Origin of the sequence: Meiothermus cerbereus DSM 11376 (assembly GCF_000620065.1) — a bacterium.
GTDB classification, from domain to species: Bacteria; Deinococcota; Deinococci; order Deinococcales; family Thermaceae; genus Meiothermus; species Meiothermus cerbereus.
In genome coordinates, this window is sequence record NZ_JHVI01000013.1 from 13,949 (window position 1) to 32,310 (window position 18,362).

Consider the following 18,362-nt stretch of genomic DNA (forward strand, 5'->3'; position numbering starts at 1 on the left):
TTAGTTCTCGGCGCTTATGCAGGGGCCGTGTAGGCAAGCCCTCATGTAATTTGTGGTGGCTCGAGGTATCACGGTCTGGATGATGCGCGTTCTATTCAGTCTGATGGCCCTGCTGGCTTTGTCGGCCTGTGCGCCCACCGTAGCAGAGGTGCGACGCTTCGATTTGATTGTGCAGAACCAGTGCACCGGCCCCAACCAGACGGTATTCTTTTACATCAATGGCGAGTTTATCGGAACCGTGCGGGGCTCGAGGCTCTTTCCCAGCCTGCGCGAAGGCCGCTACGAGCTGCGGGCCGAGGGCACCCAGCCCGGCCAGCCGGGGCATCTGCGCTTTAGCCGCTCGCTGGTGCTCAACAAGGACACCGTCTGGACGCTGTGTCCGTAGCACCAGGGACGATCCCCTTCGGGACGGAGTTCACTCCGTACACCAGGGGGACGATCCCCTTCGGGACGGAGCCTGCTCCGTGCACCAAAAGGTTCAGTCCTGGCCCTGCAGGCCGGCTATTAGCTTGTCCAGGTCGGCCTGGGTGGTGTAGTGGGCGATGGAGGCCCGGAGGGCCCCGTCGGGCCACAGGCCCAGGGCCTGCATGGGCATGGTGGCGTAGTAGTGTCCGGCGGCCACCCCCACCCCCAGTTTTGCCAGCCGTTCGGCCACAGTCATGGGGGGCTGACCCGGCAGATTGAAACAGAAGGTTCCTACCCGCCCTTGGGGGGTGGGCATCCCGTACAGTTGGAGGCCGGGAACACTCTGGAGCCGCTTTAGGGCCTGGTCTACCAGGGGTTGTTCGATGGCCTCAATCTGCCGGTAGGCTGCCTGCAAGCCCTCGCGCCCTGGTTTTCCGTCCCCCAGCACACTTCTCAAGTAGTCCAGGGTTCCCAGCCAGCCGGCCATACACTCGTGATTGTTGGTGCCCGGCTCAAACTTGAGCAAGCTGTCGTCGGGGATGAACCAGAGCTTGTCGGTGGGGAGCTGCCCAATCAGCTCCTCGCGTACATAGAGGAAAGCCAGGTGGGGGCCAAACACCTTGTAAGCCGAGAAAAAGGCCATGTCCACCGCGGTGGCCTGCACGTCGGGCAGGTGGTGGGGGCTGTAATGCACCATGTCGGTGATGCACCAGGCCCCTACCGAGTGGGCAATTTCGGCGGCGGCGGCCACATCCGGGGTGGTGCCCAACGAGTTGGCCGCCGAGGTGACCGCTACCAGCCGGGTTCGGGGCGAGACCAGCGCCCTGAGGTCGGCAGGTTCCAGCCGCCCGCCTTCCGCCCAGCGGGCCTTCCAGACCTTGAGCTGCACGCCTTTTTCGGCCAGGTTGCGCCAGGGCGAGGCGTTGGCCTCGTGCTCGAGCTCGGAAATCACCACCTCGTCGCCTTCGCCCCACAGCCGGGCAAAAGCCCGCGCAAGGATAAAGGTAAGGGCGGTAGCGCTTGGCCCAATCGCCACTTCGCTGGGCTTGCAGTTGAAAAAGGCCGCGGTTTCTTCCCGCGTCCGTTCACGCACCGCGGTGGCGGCCTGTGAGCCGGGGTAAGGCATGCCTACGTTGCAGCTCGAGGTCGCCAGAAACTGCGCCATGCCTTCGATGCACTGCTGGGGAACCTGGGCCCCAGCAGCGTTGTCCAGAAAACTAAAGCCTCCGGCCAGGGCGGGGAAATGGGATTGTATGGGCATGCCTGATTCTATAGCGGTTTTCGCGTCCCAGCACCTGCTTTGCAGACTACCAGGGGTCAGAAAGGCCAGGGCCAGCCGGGATAATGCCTACCCCAGTAGCAGACTTTGCGGTAAGCCCGTGGTGACGGCCTTTACGCAGGCTTAACCTGGATGAGGTAGCCTTGGTCTAGGAGGTGAGAGTTATGTGGGGATGCGGCTGGGGATACATGGGCTGGTGAGGACCCCTTCCAGCTACACCGGGGAGCTGAGGAAGGAAACCTTCAGCGTACAGGTGCTGGAGGGAAACAAAGAGGTGTTGCGAGCGGAGGTGCGCACCGGCGAGGACGGGTTCTTTGAACTCTGGCTTCCCCGGAACAAGGTGTATGTCCTCGAGGTCCGGCAAGGAAGCTGGACAGCCCGGGGGGAGGTCGCTACCCATGCCCAAAACCCCACCTGCCTGACCACCTTCCGCCTGGTAATACCAGATTCGGTTAGTTCGTCACCGAACGGTGACGAACTAACCCGACCGAAGGGATACGCTTTCTTCGCCGAGCGCAGCGAGGGGTGTGCTCTAGGATTCAAAAAGATAGCCTCTTAGCGCTTTTTGTTTGAAGATTATCTTTTTGAATCCGGTACAAGGGAGTAAATCCTGGGAGCGAGTGGGCATCCACAAGGGCGCTCTTCACAAATATTGAGCTGTTCACAACTTGATTGCTTTGTCCTGAACAGCACAGTTGCCTCCCGAATGGGAGGCAACGCCTGTGAAAAATGCGAAAGGGGGCTGGCAACGCCCAGCCCTGGGTTCCTTTCTTTCTAACCAACCCTCTACCCCACCACCTCCAGCCGGGCATAGCGCAGGGCCAGTCTGCGAATGCCATCGCCAAAGGCAACCGTGGCTACCCCGTCGTCCAAACCAACCACCAGCCCTATGCCAAGCTGGGTGTGTCGCACTTTTTGCCCCACCCGGAGCGTGGGCTGGGCAGAAGAAAGCGGCCTGAGGAGGAAGCGCTCGAGGTCGGCGAACTCTCCTTCCTGCCCCTCCCCCATTGCCACATCGAAGGCCTCCCACACCTTCCTGGCCTCGTCTGTGAGGCCCAGTGCTTCCGTCCAATTTTTGGCTTCAGCATAGGCAAACAGGCGCAGCACCTTAGCGGCAACGCCCCTGGCCTGCTGGGCGTTCCACCACTGGTACAAGTAGCGCTCTAGGCCCAGCTTGTGGGCCCCCAGGGCCAGGGCCAGGGTCTGGGCGGTGGAGAGTTCTTCTGGGGCACAGGCCAGGGCCGCCCCCACCCGCTCCACCGCCTGTAGTGTCTGCTGGTACTCGGCCTCCTGCAAAAAAGGCGAGATGGGCAGACTGGACAGGGCATAGAGATAGGTGTGCTGCGAACTTCGGGTCAGGGCCACGTAAAACAGACGGCGCTCCTCCTCGAGGTTCTCCGCGCCGCTATAGGGCAGGGTGCCCTCGTTGCAGTCGGGGATGAAGACCAGGGGCCACTCCAGGCCCTTGGCCCGGAAGATGGTCATTAGGCTGACCCGCTCGCGGGGGTCCAGGGCGGGGTCGTCGCCCAGGTGTTCCTGGGCCAGCCGCTCAAGGTGCAGAAGCAGCTCTCGCACGCTCCCTTTGTCGCGGGCGTACTCCAGAAAAGCCCGCAACCCCTCAGCCTTGCCTGCCCCTACCTCGTAGAAACCGGAGGAGGAAAGCAGGTGGCGGCAGTAGTCCAGACGGGCCTCGAGGGCCTCCAGCACCGCGTGGGCCGAAGCCCGCTCCACAGCCCCCGCCAGCCACTCGAACACATCGGCCAGCTCGCGCAAGCGCCGTGCTACCCGCTCCTCTGCCCCGGCCATCGCGGCCCTGAGCGCCTCCACCAGCGGGGCCCCCCGCTCCACCTGCCGCCAGATGGCATCGGCCAGGGCGCGGGTCAGGTAGCGTTTGGGGGTGTTGTAGACCTGCAGCCACAGGCGCTTCGCGTTATCGGTGCCGGGGTTCAGGGCCAGCTGCAGGTAGGCCAGCAAAACCTGAATCTCCGGACGCTGGTAGAAGGGCGTGCTGCCCACCACCCGGTAGGGAATTTGCCGCTCTATCAGGCATTGCTCGAGGTAGGGGGTCTGGGCGTACAGCCGCAACAGTACCACCATCTCGGAGGGCTTATACCCCTCGGCCAGCAGCCCCGCCATATCACTTACCAGGCTCTGGGCCTGGGCGGGCATATGGGGTTCCAGGCGAATATGCACCCTGCCTTCAAAGCCTTTGGTCAGGCTCAGGCGCTTAGACTCGCGCTGCTGGTTCTGCGCAATCACCCGCCCGGCCAGCACCACCTGCGGCGCAGGGCAGCGGAAGGTGTCGCGGATCAGGTATTTTTGCGCCCCATAGCGCTGGGCGAACTCGAGGATGAAGCGCGGGCTGGCCCCCCGCCACTCGTAGATGGTCTGGTCGTCGTCGCCCACCGCCATGTAGTTGCGGTGGGGCCGGGTGATCAGGTCGAGCATCTCCGACTGGGCCAGGTTCACATCCTGAAACTCGTCCACCAGCACCGCCTGGAAGGCTTTCTGCACGGTGTGCAGGATCTCGGGATGGCGCACCAGCACCTCCCAGCCCGTCATCAGCATGTCGTCGAAGCTGAGCAGCCCTTCTTCCTGCCGTACCTGCTCCAGCAGGCGGTACAAATCCAGGTACCACTCAAGCCCTTTGGGTGCGCTGGCCTGCGAGGCCACCTGCAGGGCCTCGAGCGGCAGCCCGGCCCCCTTCAGGTCGGCGTACTGCAGGTTGCCCTTGCAGGCCCCCACATAGCTCAAGAAGTCTTCGGGCTCGAGGTTCTCTAGCTCCTGCACCCAGGGCAGTTTGAGCTCCCGTGCCCGCCTCAAGGCGCGCTGCAAAAGGGCCTGCTCGGAGTTCTCTTCCTTGCCCTCAGCCAGCTTTAAAAGTCCTTCCGAGGCGGCCTTCCGCACGATGCGGTAACCCAGCGCATGCAGGGTCGAGACCCGCACCCCCTGGGTGTGCGGCCAGCGCGATAGGGCCCGCTTGAGGTCGTCCACCGCCATCCGGCTAAAGGAGGTGGCCAGAATCTTGCGCGGCTCGAAGACCCGCTCCCGCACCAGGCGCTCGATGCGGTGTACCAGCGCGGTGGTCTTGCCCGCCCCCGCCACCGCGAACACCAAAGCAGGCCCCTCGTTGTGGGCCACGATGGCTTGCTGCTCGTCGGTCAGGTGTAGGGACACAGCTCGAACAGTCTACCCAAGGATGGGTGTCTCCCCAGGTTTACAGAGGGGCATAAAAGCTAGAATACGTACGTCGAGCAAGGGTTCACACACCCGATCAGGCCAGGATACTCAGGCAAACTGCAAGCGGCGCCCTTTGGGCTGGGGGATGGGATCGCCAAACTCTTTGGCCGTCTCAATCCAAAGCTCAATGGCCTGCTGGGCGCTGGCAAGCGCATCCTCTGGCGTATCACCATGCGCCGTGCAGCCGGGCAATTCTGGCACCTCGGCCACAAAAACATCGTCCTCCTGGCTCCAGTAAATTTCGTATTTGTACATCATCCCTAACCCCCAAGTTTATATCGAACAATCATCGCCCGGACTTGCTTCACCTGATACGGCTTAGCCTTGCTTCCATCCTGCTGTAAGTTGATTCGATCCTCAATACCCTCCTTGCGAAAAATGTGGTGGCTTCCCTTCACCCGTTCTTCAAAACCCAAATGGAGGAGCAGTTATCGGAGGTCATCGAAGTTTATGTTAGCGTCCGCTGTGCCACGCAGTATTTTCAAGAGCAGCTTTTCATAACGACTCATGTTGATCCACCACGGCATCATGCAAACCGATACAGCTTCCCCGCCAACGTCGCCACAAAAAGCGCCCCCCGGTAGGGCAACGGCGGCACCTGGATGGGGCCTAAGCCGGTGGCCTCGAATAAGAGCCGTCCGCTCCCTGTATCCACCCCCAACACCCGGCCTTCCTCGGTACCCAGGTACAGCACCCCGTGGGCTATCGAGGGGGCCGCGGTGACCTTGCCCACCTCGAGCGTCCATACCTCCTCGCCGGTTTTCTGCTCCAGGGCATAAAGTCTTCCGGCCCAACTGGCCGCGTAAAGATACCGCTCATCTAAAGCCGGTGCGCCCCAGAGTTCGCCCTCGAGGTCGAAGCTCCACTGCACCTCACGGGTGAGGGGGTCGAAGGCGTGGATTTCGCCTGCCCAGGTGGGGATAAAAAGCAGGCCCCCACGGGCTGGCATGGCGGTGTGGACGGCCCCGGCCTCCACCTTGTAGCGCAGGTGCCCGCTCTGGGGGTCGAGGGCAAACAGCCAGCCGCCCTCGCTGGCCACAAACAAGAGCCCCCGGTAGAGCGTGGGCGAGGCCGAAAGCTCGCTGCCGGCCTGGAAGCCCCAGCGCAGGGTGCCGCTGGCATCCAGGGCATACAGAAAGCCGTCGCGTCCAGCCAGGTAGATCAGCTCGGCAACCAAGGGGGCGGCGGTAATCTCGGCGCGGGTGGGAAAGCTCAGGATGGGCCGCCCGGAGAGCGACATCCCGGTCAGGCGGCCATCCCAGGCCGCCACGTACACCCGCCCATCGGTCACCACCGGGGGGGCCGAGACCTCGTCGCCCAGGCGCTGGCGGTACACCGAGCCGTCGGTCAGATCCAGGCGGGCGATGCCCTGCCCCGCCCCCACCCACAGGCTGCCCTCGCGGGCCACCAGCTCTCCGGGCCAGGCCACCTCGCCCGAGAGGTCGTGGATACCCTGTAGTTCTAGCTTTTCGGGCCTTGCAGGGCCGGTGGGGTAGTGCCCGCTGCGGCTGGCCCCCGCCCGCGGGGTGGCCGAAAGGCTCTCGCGGTAACGGCGCAGGGTCTCTTCCAACACCGCATGGGCAGTAGCAGCGTTGGCCGGGCGCTCGCCAGGGGATTTTTGCAGCAGCGACTCAATCAGGCTTGAAACCTCGGCAGGAATGGCCGGATTAAGGCTCTGGGGCGGCTTGGGGGGCTCGTAGACGTGCTGGTAAAGCACCGACTGGTCGTTTTCGCCCTCGAACAGGGGTTTGCCGGTGAAGGTGCGGTAGAGCACCGCCCCAAAGCTGTAGAGGTCGGCCTGAGGGGTCAGGGCCAGGCCTTTGGCCTGCTCGGGGGCCATGTACTCTGGCGTGCCCACGGTGATGCCGGTGCGGGTAAAGTGGCGGCTTTCCTGCATCAGGTAGGCCAGGCCAAAGTCCATCACCTTGGGCTGGCCTTCGGACGAAACCAGGATGTTGCGGGGGGTCAGGTCGCGGTGGATCACGCCCCGCTGGTGCAGGTGTTGCAGGGCCTCGAGCACCCGCGCCGAGGCAGTAAGCAGGCGCAGGCCCTCCATGCCGTCCTCAAAAGGACCCATGCGGTCGTAGCTGCCGCCCTCCACCAGCTCCATCACAAAATAGGTGCGACCATCTTCTTCGCCCAAGTCGAAGACCTGTACCACGCCGGGGTGGGAGAGCTTAGACAGCGCCTTCACCTCACGAAAAAAGCGGTTGCGCTCGCTGGGGTGCAGGTAGGTGTGCAGAATTTTGACCGCCACCGGGCGATCCATGCGAAGGTCGGTGGCCCGCCAGACCTCGGCCATCCCCCCCTCGCCCAGGGGGGCCTCGAGCCTGTAGCGTCCGGCCAGTTTCACCTTATCCGTGGTGCTCATGGGCTAGGCCCCATTATGAAATATCGAGCGGCTTTCATACAGGCTGCCGCCAAAAGCCGGGTCAGCCCAGACGATCGCCCTCCCGCAGGCGCGCACCCCGGGCCCAGTCGGCGGCAGGCATGGGTTTTTTGCCCTCGGGCTGAAGCTCCAGGAGGCTCACCTGCCCCTCTGCGGTAGCGACCAGCAGATCGTCGGCGATACACACCACCGTTCCCGGGGGATGCAAAGGGCGGGTGGCAGGCTCCGCCAAGCGCATACGCAAGACCTTCACCCGCTTGCCCTGATGAACGAACCAGCTTCCCGGCCAGGGCTGTACCCCTCGGTGGCGGTTATAGATAGCCACCGCGGTACGCTCCCAAACCACCTTGCCATCGTCTTTTTGCAGCATGGGGGCGTGCGTCCCCTGGGCAGGCTGGGGGATGGGCTGGAGGCGCTCGAGGTCGGCCAGGGCCTGCAAAAGTAGCTCGATACCTTTATCGCGCAGGCGGTTGGAAAGCTCCAGCGCGGTCTCGTCGGGCTCGATGGTGGTGCGCCACCTCGCCACCACCGGGCCGGTGTCCATGCCTGCGTCGGTCTGCATGATGCAGACGGCGGTCTCGAGCTCGCCCTGGATAAGCGTCCACTGCACCGGCGCGGGGCCGCGGTACTTAGGCAGGTCGGAAGGGTGCAGGTTAAGAAAGCCAAACCGGGGGATTTCCAGCAGTTCGGCAGGCAGAATTTTGCCGTAGGCCGCCGTAACCGCCACGTCCAGCTTCAGTTCCCGCAAAAGCTCCATAAACAAGGGGTTCTTTCGCAGTTTGGCGGGCTTTTCCACCCGCAGGCCCTGGGACGCTGCCCACTGCGCCACCGGGCAGGGGGTCAGGTGCAAACCCCGTCCGGCGGGCTTATCGGGCTGGGTAACCACCAGCACCACCTCGTGCTTCTGGTGCAGGGCCTGCAAAACCGGCACCGCCCAGGCCGGAGAGCCAAAAAAGGCCACCCTGCGACGCGGGGGTTGAGGGCTTTTAGGCTCTGTCTCGGTCATCCGACACCCTTTACACAAAAAACAGCCTTCACGCTACCCCCGCTATTTGTGCTTCCCTGACTGGCGCAGGGCTTCTTCGCGCAAAAAGGCCTTGGCCTGGCGCTGAAACTCGGCCAGGTCTTCCCGGTGCTCTTCAAGGAATTTTTGCCGGTCGGCAAAGGGCATGCGCTGGAAGAAGAGGATGCCATCGAGGTGATCGATCTCGTGCTGCAAGACCACCGCCAGATAACCCTCGGCCTCGAGCGCCTTTTTTTGGCCTTTCTCGTCCTGGTACTCGACCCGCACCTGCAGGTCGCGCTGGGCCCCTTCGGCGTACAGGCCCGGCAGCGAGAGGCAGCCCTCGAGGATGGACTGTCTTCCTGCACGGTAGGTAATGACGGGGTTCACCATCACGTAAAGCTCTTTGACGCGGGTCTTGAGGTCGGCCTCGGAGCCTTCTTCTTGGTCGTCTTCCAGGTACTCCGCAGCCACAAACAGCCGCTGGCTGAGGCCCACCTGCGGGGCGGCCAGCCCTACCCCGCGGGCTTCGAACATGGTCTCGAGCATGTTCTCGGCCAGGGCTGGGATGCCGCTAAAGTCCTGCACCGGCTGGGCTTTTTTCTTCAGGACGGGGTCGCCATACAGGCGGATGGGAAGAATCTCGGGCATATATCCAGATGATTGTACCTGCAAGGGCAGATGGGGTAGGAAACTGGGGCGGTTCGGGTGTCTGGAGAAAAGCCTGGTCATGCCGCCCTGGGGCACGCCGAGCATCCGTTGGGCTTGCCGGACTGGAGCAGCTCGGCGCAGGGTCGCCTAGCTGCTGCTGACCTGCGCCACCTTCCCCAGGGTGTTCACGATGATGACCCCCACCAGGGCCATACCCCCGCCCACCAAGGCCAGCACACCCGGCACCTCCCCCAGCCAGAGATAGGCAATCAGGGTGGCGAGCACCGGGGAGATGTAGAGAAAACTGGTCACCTGGGAGGCCGGAGCGCGGCTCAGGGCGTAGTTCCAGGTCAGGTACGAGAGGCCGCCGGGCAGCACCCCCAGGTAAACCACGCTCCAGGTGGCCGCAGCCGAGGCCGATTGTATCTCGGGCCAGAGCCCCGGCAAAAACACCAGCAGGGGCAGCGTCCCGGCCCAGATGGTGTAGGCCGTGAAGTTGAGGGGGTTGTACTTTCTGACCAAGCGGCGCTGAAACACAAAGTACACCGAGGTCACAAAGGCCGACAGCACTATCAACAGCGCACCGGGCTCGAGCTGAAAACTGCCGGGGTGATTCCCCACCGCAATTAAGGCCACCCCCGCGAAGGCCACTGCAATGCCCAGCCAGCCCCAGGCCGAAAGCCGCTCACGCAGAAAAAAGTACGACATCAGGGCCACGAACACCGGCCCCACCGCAATCAGGAGGGCCGCCGGGCCAGCTTTCACTGTGACCTGGCCAAAATTGAGGGCGGTGTGGTAGACCGTGATGCCCAGGAACCCAAGCCCAAAAATGCTGGGCCAGTCTTTGCGCTCGGGCAGGGGCATCCGCACCAGCAGGGCATACACCACCATTACTGCCGAGGCCACCAGAAAGCGCAGCAGGGTGAGGTGGCCTGGGCTGTAGTCCTGAAGCCCGGCCCGAATCCCGGCAAAAGCCGAGGCCCAGGGCAGGATGGTTAGAGCAATGGCGAGGAGGACTCGAGCTTCCACTAAAACAATCCCCTTTCGGGGCTTGCGCCCCATTAGGGGATGCTAGCATAGAGCGCTCTTCACAGATGTTGCCTCCCATCCGGGAGGCAGCTGTACTGCGCAGGACAAAGTAACCGAGTTATGGACAGCGCAATATTTTTGAGCGCTCTATATCAGCCCCAGAGCCTGGAAATCGCCCCCCAGCACCTGTCGCGGGTTGGCGGCAATCCACTGCAGGGCCGTGGCATAGACGTTGCGGAAGTCAGTCTGGTATTTAAGGGCGTTGAGCTCGAGGTTCTCCAGGTCTGGCTCGCTGCCGTAAAGCCCGCCCCTGATGCCACCACCCATCACCAGCATCAGGCCGCCTTCGCCGTGGTCGGTGCCAAAAGAGGCGTTTTCGGCGACCTGGCGACCAAATTCGCTGAAGACCATCACCATCACGTCCCTGTCCCGGCCAATGGCCCTCAGGTCGGCCCGAAAGGCCGCCATGGCCTGGGCCACATACCCCAGCAGCTCGGCCTGGCGCGGGGGCTGCCCGGCGTGGGTGTCCCAGCCCCCCAGGGTGGTGTAGTAGACGCTGCTGCCCAGCCCACCGGCAATCATGCGGGCGATGTCGGCCATGCTGCGGCCAAAGGCATTTTCGGGGTACTGGGCCTGGTTCTTGACCTGGCGTAGCTGGCCCACCTTGTCCAGGGCGCTGCGCAGCGAGAGCATGGCCTGGCGAACCTCTTCGGCGGTGCCGCTGCGAAGGCGCAGGGCTTCTTTGTTGAAGGCTTCCTCGAAGGGCCGGGGCAGCCGGATGCTGAAGGTGTCGATGCTGCTGATGGCCGGCGCACTGCGGCGTTCGCCCATCTGGGCCTGGGGGGTGGCCCCGCCCAGAAAGGTGTCGCAGAAGGGGTCGTCCTGCAGGTCGCCCCAGCGGCCCAGCCAGCCGGTTTCCTGGCGTTGGCTGGGGTCGGCGGTGTGCCAGATGGAGGTGGAGATAAAGTGGCTGCGGTTGGGGTTGGGGTAGCCCACCTGGGGAACGAGGGCCAGCTCCCCGTTGTTCCACATCTGCATCAGGGGCCTCAGTTCGGGGTGCAGGCCCAGGCGTTGCCCGTTCGCGCCGAGCTCGAGCACCTCTTCGCGCTTGATGGCGATGTTGGGGCGCAGGCGGTAGTACAGTTCGTTGCGGTAGGGCACCAGGGTGTTGAGCTGATCGTTGCCGCCGAACAGGTTGACCACCACCAGAATTTTGTCTTTGGACTGGGCCGCCAGGGCGGTTTTGGAGAGCAGCGAGGGTGCGCCCTGGCCCAGGGCCAGCGTCAGCAACGATTTCTGGATAAACTCGCGTCGGTTCATATAAACCTCACTCATGCCGCTATGCCTAAAGCAGTTGTGCCTCGGGCTTAACCAGGGCCAGCGCGCCGTCGGCGTGGTCCATAAACACCTCGAGGTCGAGCCGGGGCTCTCGGCCCGCGAAGCTCGCCAGCAGGTTGATGCGGGTCAGGAAGGGCGACTCGGCCAGCCAGGCCATACCGCCGTCCCATCCGGCCACGCTGGGCGGGTCGAAGGGAACCTGCCCCATGGCCGCCAACGACAGGTAGAGGGCCCTGCCCGAGCGTTCCTCAAAGCTCACTTTTTCCACCCCGGCGGCATACCACAGCCCCACCAGGTACTCCAGCGGGCTTTTGACCAGAGCGTTGCGGTACTCGGGGCTATAAAAGACCTCGCTGGTGAAGAGCCAGCGCAAAAAGCCACGGGTGCCCTCGGCGCGGAAGACCCGCGCCCCTTGCTGCACCAGGGCTTCGGGGGGCTCGGGGCACAGGTAAAAGCGCAGCAGCTTGCGGGCCACAAACTCGTAGGTTTTGGGGTGGGCAATCAGGATTTCCAGCACCTCGTCGCCGCTTTTGACGCGCTTGCCCAGGAAGGTTTTTTCGCCGGGGTCGTGCCAGTTGCGGTTGAAGACGTACTCGAAAGCCAGGTTGGCGCTGGCTTCACGGGGCCGCTGGTTGCCGGGCAGCCGCACGGTCCAGCCGGTAAAGGCCCGGGCGGCCTCCAGGATGTCCTGCTCGGTGTAATGGCCGGGGCCTACGGTATAGAGCTCTAAGAGCTCTCGTGCCCAGTTCTGGTTGGGGTGCTCCTTGCGGCTCTGGGCGTTGTTGAGGTACAAGAGCATTACCGGGTTTTTGGCGATGGCCTTAAGAAGTTCGCCATAGGGGCCATAACCCAGCTGCCGAAAGGTGGCAAACTGCTGCCAGAAGTCAATGCCCTGGGCCCCCATGGTCTCGCGAAACTCCGAGGTCAGGTGGCCGTGCCAGAACAACACCAGGCGCTCGGCGGCGGGGGTGGGGGTGGTGAGCCAGTGGTTGAGCCAGAGCTGGCTAATCTCGCGGTGCTGCTGGCCGCGTTCGTTGCGAGTAGCGGCGGTGCGGTAGCTGGGGGCTGGGGCAGGGTCGCGCAGCAGGAACTCTACGGCGGCCTCGAGGCCCATTTCGGCAAGCTGCTGGGCCTCTTCCTTGCGTCCTCGAGCAGCCGCGCGGCGCAGCAGGTGGATTGCGTTGGAAAAACTGAGGGGACGGGCCATATTGGACTCCTGGGTCTTGCCCCTCCAAGATAGCCGCCCAAGCTGAAGCCAGCCTTAAGCCAGGCTGAGGCAACCCACCCCGGATTCGACCGGCCTGAGGGCGGGGGCGTTGCTTTCGCTGGCTTTTTTGGCACAGGCCGGTGGTGGGGATGGTGAAACCTGCGGGCCTTGCACTTGTCAACCTGTAAAGGGTATTTTGGTTGACGTGTCCGCTTTGCTAGGCCACCTCCACGACCACTACCAGAGTGGCGAAGCGCTGGCTAAAGCCCTGGGGGTTAGCCGCACAGCGGTCTGGAAGCAGATTGCCGAGCTGCGCAAGGCCGGCTACCCGGTAGAAACCCAGCGGGGCCAGGGCTACCGTCTGGCCCCGGGCAGCCCCACGCCAGCGGCCCTCGAGGCCCTGCGAAGCGGTAGGTTCGGCGCATTTTATGCCTACCTGGGCACGGTGGACAGCACCCAGGAGGTGCTCAAAAACTGGGCCCTGGATGGCGCCGAAGAAGGCGCGGTGGTGCTGGCCGAGCGGCAGCTCAAAGGCCGTGGCCGCCGCGGGCGGGCCTGGGCCAGCGTGCCGGGCAAAAGCCTTACCTTCTCGCTTTTGCTGCGCCCTGCGCTGCCGCTGTCTGCGCTGCCCCTGCTGCCCCTGGCCGCGGGCCTGGCTTTGCGTGATGCCTGCGGGGTGGGGGGACTCAAATGGCCCAACGACCTGCTAAGCCCGGACGGACGTAAGCTGGCGGGGGTGCTTTTGGAGGCCCAGGTGAGCGGCGAGGAGGTGGCCTGGGTGCTCCTGGGCATCGGCCTCAATGTGCACCGGGGGGCCGCACCGCCTGGCGGCGCAGACCTGGAGGAGTTCGGCCCGGTTAGCCGCGTGCAGGTGCTGGCGCGGCTGCTGGCAAGCCTGGAGGCCCGCTACGCCCAGTTACGCAACCCCCAGGCGCTTCTGCAGGACTACCGGGCCAATAGCTACACCCTGGGGCAGCGGGTGCGGGTGGCCACGGCGCAGGGCGTGATAGAGGGCCAGGCCAGCGATATCGCCCCCGATGGTGCGCTGGTGGTGCAAAGCGAGGGCACAACCCACCACGTCGGGGCTGGCGATGTGGAGCTCGTTGGTTTTTTAGGAGGAAGCAGATGAACCCAACCCAAAGCCTACCGTACCTACCCCTTTCCAAGTCCCTTTTCCCGGCCCGAAGCTGGCAGCGCGACCTGCTGCTGGTGCTGGGGGGCAGCTTTTTGCTGGCGCTTTTGTCGCAGGCGGTCATTCCTTTGCAGCCGGTGCCCATCACCTTGCAGACCCTGGGGGTGCTCCTGGTGGGGGCTGCGCTGGGCAGCCGGCTGGGCTTTTTGGCGGTGGTGGCGTATCTCTTGGAGGGCCTGGTGCTGCCGGTGTTTGCCGGGGGGGCCACCTGGTTCCACCCGCGCATTCCCTTTACCGCGGGCTACCTGCTGGCCTTCCCCCTGGCGGCCTACCTGGTGGGCTACCTGGTCGAGCGCTACGGCACCGACCGCAGCGTGCTCAAGACCTTTGGGGCCATGTTGCTGGCCAGCCTGGTCATCTATGCCGTGGGCGTAACCTGGCTGGGCTTTGCGCTTTCGGGTGCGGGGCGCTATACCGGGGTCTGGGGGGTGTTGCAGGCCGGGATGGTGCCCTTCTTGCTGGGCGACTTTATCAAGGCCGCCATTGCCGCAGCTTTGCTGCCTGCCGCCTGGCGCCTGGTTCGCCGTTAGGCTCGAGGTTCTGTCCCTCCCCCCGCAGGGGGAGGGTTTTGCATGTGTTGCGTCTGATAAGAAATGTCTTTGATTTGTTCTTTTTGCTGGGGCCCCCACCTGAAGCTGTGCCAGGAGCTGCCCATGCATCTGGCGGGCTTTAACCTGCCCTAAACAGAAAGCATCAGGTGGGGTTCATATCATACCAGATTCGGTTAGTTCGTCACCGAACGGTGACGAACTAACCCGACCGAAGGGATACGCTTTCTTCGCCGAGCGCAGCGAGGGGTGTGCTCTAGGATTCAAAAAGATAGCCCCTTAATGTTTTTGTTTGAAGATTATCTTTTTGCATCCGGTATCAGATCACCTCGCGGAAACCAATGGCCTCGGCCCTGGCCTGTAGTTCGCGTTTCAGGAGGGCATGTTCGGGCTGGTCGAGGTAGGGGTCGGCCTCCAGAATGGCCTTGGCCAGAGCCCGGCTTTGCTCAATGATCTCCTGGTCGGAGGCCAGGTCGCCCAGCCGCAGGTCGGGCATGCCCGACTGGCGCAGCCCCCGCAACTCGCCGGGGCCGCGCAGCCGCAGGTCTTGCTCGGCGATGTAGAAGCCGTCGGTGGACTCCTCGATGACCCGCAGGCGCTCCATGGTGCGCTTGGAGGTCTCACCCGCAATCAGAATGCAGTAGGATTCCAGCCCGCCGCGCCCGACCCGCCCGCGCAACTGGTGGAGCTGGGCCAACCCGAAGCGCTCGGCGTTTTCGATAATCATGAGGGTGGCCTGGGGAATGTCTACCCCCACCTCGATCACCGTGGTGGAGACCAGCAGATCGAAGGCCCCCTGCTTAAAGCGCTCCATTACCGCGTCTTTTTCCTCGACCTTCATTTTTCCGTGCAGCAGGTCTATACGCACCTCGGGTAAGAGCACTTCCAGCTCCTCGCGCAGCCGGGTGGCAGCGGCCAGTTCGGCGGTGGCCTCCGACTCACCCTCTTCAATCATGGGCGTAACCACAAATACCTGGTGGCCCTTTTTGATCTCTTGCCGGGCAAAGGCATAGGCCTGGGTGCGGGTTTTCTGGGTGAGGATTTTGGTCTTGATGGGGGTGCGACCGGGGGGAAGCTCGTCGATCTGGGAGACCTCGAGGTCGCCGTACATGGTAAGGGCCAGTGAGCGGGGAATGGGCGTGGCCGACATCACCAGCACATCGGGCCGCTGGCCCAGCAGTCGGCGGCGCTGCAAGACGCCAAAGCGATGTTCCTCGTCAATCACCGCCAGGCCCAGGTCGCAAAACTCCACCCCATCCTGGATGAGGGCATGGGTGCCCACCACCACCTGGGTCTGGCCGCTTTTGAGCCGCTCCTGCACGCTTCGTTTTTCACTTGCGCTCATCGAGCCAACCAGCAGATCCAGCGAGACCCCCAGCGGGTAGAGGTAGCGGGTCAGGTTCTCGAAGTGCTGCTTGGCCAGAATCTCGGTGGGGGCCATCAGGGCCCCCTGGGCGCCGTTCTGGGCCGCCACATACAGCGCAGCGGCGGCCACGGCGGTCTTGCCCGAGCCCACATCGCCCTGCACCAGGCGGGCCATCTGGCGCTCGGACTGCATGTCGGCCAGGATTTCCGAGAGCACCCGTTCCTGGGCCCCGGTGAGCTTGAAGGGCAGGATCGAGCGGAAGCGCTCGACCATCTCAGGGCTGACCCGGAACATCCGCCCCAACAGCGCCGAACCCCCCGACTGCAGCATGACCTTAAGTTCCAGGAGCAAAAATTCGTCGAACTTAAGCCGGTAGAGGGCCTGCTCGAGCTTCTCCTCCGAGTCGGGAAAATGAACCTGGCGCAGGGCCTTATCCAGGGGCAGCAGGCTTTGTGGTAAATGCGCCAGGGGGTCGGGTATGGCCTGGAAAGCCTCCAGGGCCCGCCAGGCCGCCCGCCGCAAAAAAGCCTGTCCAATGCCCTCCCGCGAGGGGTAGACCGGTACGATGCGCCCGGTAGAGAGGGATTCCCCCCCTTCATCCTCAAAGTACTCAACCATCAGCGAGACGTTGCCCCCGCGCTTTTGCACCCGCCCCGAGAGCACCATACTGGCACCCTCGGGCATCTGCTTGAGCACCCAGGGCTGGTTGAACCAGATGCCCGTAAACTTCCAGCCCCACCCGTCCATAAAACGCACCTGCACAAGCTGGATTCCTTTTTTGGGGGTCTTGACCAGCTCGCGGCTCAGCACCTTGCCCACCAGGGTGGCCTTGGCGCCGTCCTCTACCTCGCGCACCCCTTGCAAGGTGCGGCGGTCTTCGTAGCGGCGGGGGTAGTAGTGCAGCAGGTCGCGCACCACCCGGATGCCCAGCTCGGCCAGCTTTTTTTTGCCGCCCGGCCCCAGGTTCAAAGCTTCGATGGGGGTGTCGAAGGAGAGGGCCTCCGGCACCGGACTTCGGCTACCGGGCGTGGCTTGCCGGGGCTCGGTGGGCTGAGATGGGTTCTGCACAACCCGATCGCCCAGCAGCTCGAGGGCCTTTTTCAGCTGTGCTTTACGCGCTTCGACATCCATCTGGCGATACCCTGCCAGTACCCGCCCCACCTCGGGGAAGGGCTGGCCCAGGTTCTGAATCAGCTTTTCCAGGCCCCCAGCCACCACCCGATCCTGGGCACCGTCGGCCAGTTCGCGCGCTATGGGGCGGATGAGGCGGGCTTTGAGTTCTTCGCGGGTCACGTGCTCCTCTTCTGTTGCTGGGTTTATTTTACCGAAGCCCATGGAGGGTTTTGTGGCTTTGGGCAGGCTACCGAATGGGGCAATGTCTAAAAGGTCATGGTTCGCAGCGGTCTAGCTCGTATACTTGGTGGGTATGGCCTTATCCCAAGTTGAAGTGTTGCCCAACGGCCTGACGTTGGCGGTGGAAGAACGTCCCTGGACACCTGGCGTCGCTTTGCAGTTGCTGCTTCCAGTGGGCGCGGTGAACGACCCCGAAGGCATGGAGGGCGCGGCCAACCTGCTGGAGGGCTGGCTATGGAAAGGGGCCGGTAGCCGGGATGCGCGGGCCCTGGCCGATGCTTTTGACGAGCTGGGGGTGCGCCGTGGCAGCAGCAGTGCCCTCGAGCACACCACCTTTGCGGCGCAATTTCTGGCCGACAAGCTGGAGGCGGTGCTCTCGCTCTTTGCCGACGTGCTGGTGCGGCCTCACCTACCCAGCGAGGCCCTCGAGGCGGTGCGGCAAATTGCCTTGCAGGAACTGGCCTCGCTGGAAGACCAGCCCCCCAAGAAGATGTTTGCCGCTCTGCGTCGGGCGGTATTTGCCAGCAACCACGGGCGTAACCCCAGCGGCAACAAAGCCCACCTGGAAACCATGTCTGCCGAGGCCCTGCGGGAAGATTTTGCCCGGCGCTATGCGCCCCAGGGTGCCATTGTGGCCCTGGTGGGCGGGATCAGTTTCGAGCAGGCCAAAGAAGCTATCCAGAACGCCTTTGGCGACTGGAGCGGGCCTGGGGTGGGTTATCCACCCATCGAGCTTACAACCCCAAGTGCCATTCACCTCGAGCAGGACACTGCCCAGGTGCAGATTGGCCTGATCTACCCCGACGTTACCATCGACCACCCCGAGTTTTATAGCGCCCGGCTGGCCTCGCAGGTGCTCTCCGGGGGTAGCAGCAGCCGCCTGTTTACCGAGGTGCGGGAAAAGCGCGGCCTGGTCTACTCGGTGTACGCCGCTCCCAACGGGGTTAAGGGCTACAGCTACCTGACCGCCTACGCCGGCACCACCCCCGAGCGGGCCAACGAGACCCTGCGGGTCATGCAGGCCGAGATCGCCCGGCTTTCGGAAGGCGTGCGGGAGGACGAGCTGGCCCGTACCAAGATAGGCCTGCGGGCCGCCCTGGTGATGCAGGATGAATCGTCGCGCTCGAGGGCCGCTAGCATCGCCCGCGACCTCTACATGCTGGGCCGGGTTCGCACCCTGGACGAGATCGAGGCCCAGATTGCAGCGGTAGATGTGGAGCGCATCAACCGCTACCTGGCTTCACACCCTTACCAGAACCCCTGGATCGCCACCCTGGGGCCGCGCAAGCTGGCAGGTGTGGAGTAAAGCCGGGGCGCTGCAAGGCAAAAAAGCCCTGTCTGTGCTTCCGTGTCACCTGGTTT

16 protein-coding genes are annotated in these 18,362 nt (G+C 63.8%); 5 read left to right on the forward strand and 11 right to left on the reverse strand.

Annotated features, from left to right (window positions below; translation table 11 throughout):
• Positions 1 to 79: 79 nt before the first annotated feature.
• The gene (locus tag Q355_RS0105860) at positions 80 to 385 is read left to right on the forward strand and encodes a hypothetical protein (RefSeq protein WP_027876937.1); all 306 of its coding nucleotides are present in this window, start codon (positions 80 to 82) and stop codon (positions 383 to 385) included.
• 93 nt (positions 386 to 478) lie between these two features.
• Here Q355_RS0105860 and Q355_RS0105865 read toward each other — a convergent pair whose 3' ends face one another.
• Positions 479 to 1,666: a cysteine desulfurase-like protein gene (locus Q355_RS0105865; protein ID WP_036258831.1), complete on the reverse strand. Its 1,188-nt coding sequence runs from the start codon at positions 1,664 to 1,666 to the stop codon at positions 479 to 481.
• A 214-nt stretch (positions 1,667 to 1,880) separates the two neighbouring features.
• On the opposite strand from Q355_RS0105865, the gene Q355_RS16980 reads away from it, so the two are divergent.
• Positions 1,881 to 2,243 (forward strand): CueP family metal-binding protein, encoded by a 363-nt coding sequence (locus Q355_RS16980; protein ID WP_245597507.1) that lies wholly within the window; start codon positions 1,881 to 1,883, stop codon positions 2,241 to 2,243.
• A gap of 227 nt (positions 2,244 to 2,470) precedes the next feature.
• On the opposite strand, the gene Q355_RS15475 is transcribed toward Q355_RS16980, so the two are convergent.
• The 9 genes from Q355_RS15475 to Q355_RS0105915 all read right to left on the reverse strand — a co-directional run bounded on the left by Q355_RS15475 (position 2,471) and on the right by Q355_RS0105915 (position 12,541).
• The gene (locus tag Q355_RS15475; protein WP_036258855.1) at positions 2,471 to 4,861 is read right to left on the reverse strand and encodes an ATP-dependent helicase; all 2,391 of its coding nucleotides are present in this window, start codon (positions 4,859 to 4,861) and stop codon (positions 2,471 to 2,473) included.
• Positions 4,862 to 4,972: 111 nt separating this feature from the next.
• Positions 4,973 to 5,182 (reverse strand): type II toxin-antitoxin system HicB family antitoxin, encoded by a 210-nt coding sequence (locus Q355_RS0105880; RefSeq protein ID WP_245597508.1) that lies wholly within the window; start codon positions 5,180 to 5,182, stop codon positions 4,973 to 4,975.
• 2 nt (positions 5,183 to 5,184) lie between these two features.
• On the reverse strand, positions 5,185 to 5,340 hold the full coding sequence (locus tag Q355_RS17295) for a hypothetical protein (RefSeq protein WP_211247156.1): 156 nt from the start codon (positions 5,338 to 5,340) through the stop codon (positions 5,185 to 5,187).
• A gap of 110 nt (positions 5,341 to 5,450) precedes the next feature.
• Positions 5,451 to 7,295, reverse strand: a complete 1,845-nt coding sequence (locus Q355_RS0105890) for a serine/threonine-protein kinase (protein ID WP_036258834.1) — start codon at positions 7,293 to 7,295, stop codon at positions 5,451 to 5,453.
• A gap of 61 nt (positions 7,296 to 7,356) precedes the next feature.
• Positions 7,357 to 8,319 carry a methionyl-tRNA formyltransferase gene (gene fmt, locus Q355_RS0105895; RefSeq protein ID WP_051529334.1) on the reverse strand — a complete coding sequence of 321 codons (963 nt, stop codon included), beginning with the start codon at positions 8,317 to 8,319 and terminating at the stop codon, positions 7,357 to 7,359.
• 42 nt (positions 8,320 to 8,361) lie between these two features.
• Positions 8,362 to 8,967, reverse strand: a complete 606-nt coding sequence (gene def / locus Q355_RS0105900; RefSeq protein ID WP_027876942.1) for a peptide deformylase — start codon at positions 8,965 to 8,967, stop codon at positions 8,362 to 8,364.
• Between the two features lie 147 nt (positions 8,968 to 9,114).
• Positions 9,115 to 9,996 carry a DMT family transporter gene (locus Q355_RS0105905; protein WP_027876943.1) on the reverse strand — a complete coding sequence of 294 codons (882 nt, stop codon included), beginning with the start codon at positions 9,994 to 9,996 and terminating at the stop codon, positions 9,115 to 9,117.
• Positions 9,997 to 10,143: 147 nt separating this feature from the next.
• Positions 10,144 to 11,316: a DUF1501 domain-containing protein gene (locus Q355_RS0105910; protein WP_027876944.1), complete on the reverse strand. Its 1,173-nt coding sequence runs from the start codon at positions 11,314 to 11,316 to the stop codon at positions 10,144 to 10,146.
• A 25-nt stretch (positions 11,317 to 11,341) separates the two neighbouring features.
• Complete coding sequence (locus Q355_RS0105915) at positions 11,342 to 12,541, reverse strand: DUF1800 domain-containing protein (RefSeq protein ID WP_027876945.1); 1,200 nt, start codon at positions 12,539 to 12,541, stop codon at positions 11,342 to 11,344.
• 205 nt (positions 12,542 to 12,746) lie between these two features.
• Between Q355_RS0105915 and Q355_RS0105920 the strand changes: the two genes are divergently transcribed.
• On the forward strand, positions 12,747 to 13,670 hold the full coding sequence (locus Q355_RS0105920) for a biotin--[acetyl-CoA-carboxylase] ligase (protein ID WP_027876946.1): 924 nt from the start codon (positions 12,747 to 12,749) through the stop codon (positions 13,668 to 13,670).
• The gene (locus Q355_RS0105925; protein ID WP_027876947.1) at positions 13,667 to 14,263 is read left to right on the forward strand and encodes a biotin transporter BioY; all 597 of its coding nucleotides are present in this window, start codon (positions 13,667 to 13,669) and stop codon (positions 14,261 to 14,263) included. Before Q355_RS0105920 ends, Q355_RS0105925 begins: the two co-directional genes overlap by 4 nt.
• A 337-nt stretch (positions 14,264 to 14,600) precedes the next feature.
• On the opposite strand, the gene recG is transcribed toward Q355_RS0105925, so the two are convergent.
• Positions 14,601 to 16,982, reverse strand: a complete 2,382-nt coding sequence (gene recG / locus Q355_RS0105935; RefSeq protein WP_051529335.1) for an ATP-dependent DNA helicase RecG — start codon at positions 16,980 to 16,982, stop codon at positions 14,601 to 14,603.
• A gap of 91 nt (positions 16,983 to 17,073) precedes the next feature.
• Here recG and Q355_RS0105940 point away from each other — a divergent pair, with 91 nt between their 5' ends.
• The gene (locus Q355_RS0105940) at positions 17,074 to 18,306 is read left to right on the forward strand and encodes a M16 family metallopeptidase (protein WP_027876949.1); all 1,233 of its coding nucleotides are present in this window, start codon (positions 17,074 to 17,076) and stop codon (positions 18,304 to 18,306) included.
• Positions 18,307 to 18,362 lie beyond the last annotated feature (56 nt).

Bases quoted from the DNA above. Each gene is read 5' to 3' on its own strand.
- Q355_RS0105860 (WP_027876937.1), top strand. From the start codon at position 80: ATGATGCGCGTTCTATTCAGTCTGATGGCCCTGCTGGCTTTGTCGGCC.
- Q355_RS0105865 (WP_036258831.1), bottom strand. From the start codon at position 1,666: ATGCCCATACAATCCCATTTCCCCGCCCTGGCCGGAGGCTTTAGTTTT.
- Q355_RS0105880 (WP_245597508.1), bottom strand. From the start codon at position 5,182: ATGATGTACAAATACGAAATTTACTGGAGCCAGGAGGACGATGTTTTT.
- Q355_RS0105890 (WP_036258834.1), bottom strand. From the start codon at position 7,295: ATGAGCACCACGGATAAGGTGAAACTGGCCGGACGCTACAGGCTCGAG.
- fmt (WP_051529334.1), bottom strand. From the start codon at position 8,319: ATGACCGAGACAGAGCCTAAAAGCCCTCAACCCCCGCGTCGCAGGGTG.
- def (WP_027876942.1), bottom strand. From the start codon at position 8,967: ATGCCCGAGATTCTTCCCATCCGCCTGTATGGCGACCCCGTCCTGAAG.
- Q355_RS0105910 (WP_027876944.1), bottom strand. From the start codon at position 11,316: ATGAACCGACGCGAGTTTATCCAGAAATCGTTGCTGACGCTGGCCCTG.
- Q355_RS0105915 (WP_027876945.1), bottom strand. From the start codon at position 12,541: ATGGCCCGTCCCCTCAGTTTTTCCAACGCAATCCACCTGCTGCGCCGC.
- Q355_RS0105925 (WP_027876947.1), top strand. From the start codon at position 13,667: ATGAACCCAACCCAAAGCCTACCGTACCTACCCCTTTCCAAGTCCCTT.
- recG (WP_051529335.1), bottom strand. From the start codon at position 16,982: ATGGGCTTCGGTAAAATAAACCCAGCAACAGAAGAGGAGCACGTGACC.
- Q355_RS0105940 (WP_027876949.1), top strand. From the start codon at position 17,074: ATGGCCTTATCCCAAGTTGAAGTGTTGCCCAACGGCCTGACGTTGGCG.